The organism is Achromobacter sp. DMS1 (assembly GCF_001270295.1).
Genome location: NZ_LHSJ01000317.1, coordinates 1 through 4,423 on the forward strand (window position 1 = coordinate 1; position 4,423 = coordinate 4,423).

At 67.8% G+C, this 4,423-nt stretch carries 4 protein-coding genes; all 4 read left to right on the forward strand.

What is annotated here, in order from left to right; genetic code table 11:
- The first annotated feature begins 137 nt into the window (after positions 1 to 137).
- Complete coding sequence (locus AD428_RS23310; RefSeq protein WP_053246733.1) at positions 138 to 1,703, forward strand: ABC transporter substrate-binding protein; 1,566 nt, start codon at positions 138 to 140, stop codon at positions 1,701 to 1,703.
- 48 nt (positions 1,704 to 1,751) lie between these two features.
- On the forward strand, positions 1,752 to 2,669 hold the full coding sequence (locus AD428_RS23315; RefSeq protein ID WP_053246734.1) for an ABC transporter permease: 918 nt from the start codon (positions 1,752 to 1,754) through the stop codon (positions 2,667 to 2,669).
- 1 nt (position 2,670) lies between these two features.
- Positions 2,671 to 3,585 carry an ABC transporter permease gene (locus tag AD428_RS23320; protein WP_053246735.1) on the forward strand — a complete coding sequence of 305 codons (915 nt, stop codon included), beginning with the start codon at positions 2,671 to 2,673 and terminating at the stop codon, positions 3,583 to 3,585.
- Positions 3,586 to 3,587: 2 nt separating this feature from the next.
- Positions 3,588 to 4,423: ABC transporter ATP-binding protein (locus tag AD428_RS23325; RefSeq protein ID WP_053246740.1), on the forward strand; the 836-nt coding region annotated here is incomplete at its 3' end.

Sequence of the window (4,423 nt, forward strand, 5' to 3'; positions counted from 1 at the left end):
AGCGCCGCGCCGCGGCATCGACAGCAGTGACAGCTTCATGGGGACCGCGGGTTCCGCGCCGCAGGCGCCGGCTCCCGCGTTTCCGCAGCACCCGGCAGCATCCCGTTCCAAACCGCATGGTCCAGAGGAGCCTCGTCATGGCCGATTCCAACGTCACCCCCGCCGCACCGCCCCTTTCCCGCTTCCGCCCCCGGCTCAAGTTCCTGGCCGCCGCGCTGCTGGCCTGCGCCGCCCTGGGCGCGGGCGCCGCGCACGCCTCCAAGCAGGACGACACGCTGCGCATGGCGTACGACCAGGCGCCCGAAAGCGTGGACCCGTACTACAACAACGTGCGCATCGGCGTCATCATTGCCGCCAACGTGTGGGACACCCTGCTCTACCGCGACCCCATGACCAACGAGTACAAGGGGCAGCTCGCCAAGAGCTGGAAACAGGTCGACGACAAGACGCTGGAATTCGAACTGCGCCAGGGCGTGAAATTCCACAACGGCGAGGAGTTCGACGCCGATTCGGTGGTGTACACGCTGAACTTCGTGGCCGACCCCAAGAACAAGGCGGTCACCCAGCAGAACGTGGCCTGGATCGACAAGGTCGAGAAGATCGACAAATACCACGTGCGCCTGACCACCAAGGAACCCTTCCCGGCGGCCAAGGAATACCTCGCCACCACCGTGGCCATCCACCCCGCCAGGTACTACAAGGAAGTCGGCCCCAAGGGCATGAACGCCAAGCCCGTGGGCACCGGCCCGTACAAGGTGACGGACTACCAGCCCGGCAAGTCCATCACGCTGGAGAAGAACGCCGACTATTTCAAGGACTCGCCCAAGGCCCAGCCCAGGATCGGCAAGGTGGTCATCCGCTTCATCCCCGACCGCCAGACGCAGATGGCCGAGGTGATTTCCGGCGGCGAGGACTTCATCATGAGCGTGCCCAAGGACCAGGCCGAGCAGCTCAAGACCCTGCCCACGCTGCAGGTCGTGTCCGGCGAAACCATGCGCATCGTGTTCATGCAGATGAACATCCAAGATGGCTCGCCCGCGCCGCAGCTCAAGGACGAACGCGTGCGCAAGGCCATCATCCACGCCATCGACCGCGAATCCATCCTGAAGAATATCGTGGGCGAAGGCGGCGCGATCCTCAACGCCATCTGCACGCCCTCGCAGGTGGGCTGCACGCAGGACGTGCCCGCCTACAAATACGACCCGGCCCTGTCGAAAAAACTGCTGGCCGAGGCCGGCTACCCCAACGGTTTCGACATCGACATCCTGGCCTATCGCGAGCGCAACCAGACCGAGGCCCTCATCAACTACCTGCAGGCCGTGGGCATACGCGCCAAGCTCAATTTCCTGCAGTACGCCGCCATGCGCGACATGGTGCGCGGCGGCAAGGCCGCGCTCACGCACCAGACCTGGGCGTCCAACCTGGTGAACGACGCGTCGGCCTCCACGCCGGTCTACTTCGGCTTCGGCAATGACGACATCACCCGCGACCCGCAGGTGCGCGACCTGCTGCGCAAGGCCGACACCACCATCGACAGCGCCCGGCGCAACGCCGCCTACAAGGAGGCGCTCACGCGCATCGCCGAAAAAGCCTATGCCGTGCCGCTGTGGACCCTGCCCGTGTACTACGTGGCCAGCAAGGAAGTGAACTTCAAACCCTACCCGGACGAGCTGGTGCGTTTCTGGGACATGAGCTGGAAGTAAGCCGCGCCCCGGCGGCGCCCGCGCGCCGCGGCCGCAAGGGGAACATCAATGCTGCAATTCACGATCAGGCGGCTGGGCCTGGCGCTGCTGGTGGCGCTGACCGTCTCGGTGCTGGCCTTCATGCTGCTGCACCTGTCGGGCGACCCCGCGCTGGCGCTGGCCGGTGAAGGCGCCCGGCAGGCCGACATCGACGCGATCCGCAAGGCCTACGGGCTGGACCGCCCCCTGCTGGTCCAGTATGCGGACTGGCTCTGGCAGATCCTGCACGGCGATTTCGGCACCTCGGTGTATTTCAAGACCGAGGCCGGCCCGCTCATCCTGTCCAAGCTGGGCACCACGCTCAAGCTGGGCGTAGGCGCGCTGGCCGTGGCGCTGGCCATTTCGGTGCCGCTGGGCGTGCTGGCCGCGATCTGCAAGGGCAGCCTGGTCGACCGCTTCTGCCTGGCAGTGGCGGTGCTGGGCCAGGCGCTGCCCAACTTCTTCTTCGCGCTCATCCTCATCATGCTGTTCGCGATTTCGCTGCGCGTGCTGCCGGTTTCGGGCAGCGGCACCTGGCAGCATTTCGTGATGCCGGCCATCGCGCTGGGCTACTACGTGGCGCCGGCCTTCATGCGGCTGATCCGCGCCGGCATGATCGAGGTGCTCTCGGCCGATTACATCCGCACCGCGCGCGCCAAGGGGCTGCCCGCGCGCACCATCATCTTCAAGCACGCGCTGCGCAACGCCATCGTGCCGGTGGTGGCGCTGGCCGCGGTGCAGCTCGGCTACCTGCTGGGAGGCTCGGTGGTCATCGAAACCATCTATGCGCTGGACGGCCTGGGCTACCTGGCCTACCAGAGCATCACCTACAAGGATTTTCCGGTCATGCAGCTCATCGTGCTGCTGCTGTCCGTCATCTACGTCCTGCTCACGCTGGCGGCCGACATCGCCAACGCCTGGCTGGACCCGCGCATCCGGGTGTCGTGAAATGAACGCTCCATTACCCGATTCCTCGCTTGCCCGGATCGCGCCGGAAGCGGCCGGACTCACGCCCGCGCGGCTGCGCTGGCGCCGCGTCTCGCGCAACACCGCGCTGCTCGCGGGCGGCGGCATCCTGCTGGCGATTCTGCTGGTGGCGCTCTTCGCGCCCTGGATCGCGCCGCACGACCCCTACTTCCAGGATCTCGCCTACCGCATGGCGCCGCCGGTCTGGTACGAGAAAGGCACCTGGCTGCACCCGCTGGGCACCGACCCGCTGGGCCGCGACTACCTCTCGCGGCTGCTCTACGGCGCCCGCATTTCGCTGCTCATCGGCGCCAGCGTGGCGCTGATCTCCGGGCTGATCGGCACGGCCATGGGCATGGCGGCCGGCTACTTCGGCGGCAAGGTGGACATGGCGGTGTCCTTTCTCGTCACCACGCGCCTGTCCATGCCCGTGATCCTGGTGGCGCTGGCCACAGTGGCCATGGTGGGCGGCTCGCTCTGGGTGGTGATCCTGGTGCTGGGCCTGCTCAAGTGGGACCGCTACGCCGTGGTCATGCGCAGCGCCACGCAGCAGGTGCGCTCGCTGGAATACGTGGCGGCGGCCCAGGCGGCCGGCGCCTCCACCTGGCGCATCGTGCGCGGCGAGGTGCTGCCCAACGTGGTGCCGCACCTTATCGTCATCGCCACGCTGGAAGCGGCCAGCGCCATCCTGCTCGAAGCCTCGCTGTCGTTCCTCGGGCTGGGGGTGCAGCCGCCGCTGCCGTCGTGGGGGCTGATGATCTCCGAGGCCAAGGCCTACATGTTCTTTTCTTTCTGGCTCATCGCCATCCCCGGCTCGGCGCTCGCGCTGCTGATCTTCGCCATCAACCTGGCGGGCGACGGGCTGCACCAACTGCTGACGCCCGAGGAGAAAGCATGACCATGAATCACGCGGAACCCGTCCTGGACGTGCAGGGGCTGAAGGTGGACATCGCCACGCCCCGCGGCACGCTGCACGCGGTGCGCGACGTTTCGTTCCAGGTGCGCCGCGGCGAAACCCTCTGCCTGGTGGGCGAGTCCGGCTGCGGCAAGTCGATGACTTCGCTGGCCGTCATGGGCCTGCTGCCCAAGGCGGCGCGCCGCAGCACGAGCCGGCTCGCCGTGCTGGGCGAAGACATCTCGCGGGCCCGCGCGCGCCGCGTCAACGCGCTGCGCGGCAACAAGATGGCCATGATCTTCCAGGAGCCCATGACGGCGCTGAACCCGGCCTACCCGATAGGCGACCAGCTCACCGAGCATTACATCCATCATCGCGGCGCAAGCCGCCCGCAGGCGCGCGACCGCGCCGTGGAACTGCTGGAGAAAGTGGGCATCGCCTCGGCCGGGCAGCGGCTGTCGCAGTACCCGCACCAGCTCTCGGGCGGGCTGCGGCAGCGCGTCATGATCGCGATGGCGCTGATGTGCGGCCCCGAGCTGCTCATCGCCGACGAGCCCAGCACGGCGCTGGACGTCACCATCCAGGCGCAGATCCTGCGGCTGCTGGCCGAGCTGCAGGCCGAGCTGGGCATCGCCATGGTGCTCATCACGCACGACCTGGGCGTGGTCGCGCGCATCGCGCGGCGCGTGGCCGTCATGTACGCCGGACAGATCGTCGAGCAGGGCCCGGTGGCCGAACTCTTCGCCGCGCCGCGCCACCCCTACACGCAGGGATTGCTCGACTGTATTCCCGTGCCGGGCCGCAACCGGCCGGGCGAGCCGCTGGGCACCATCGCCGGCGT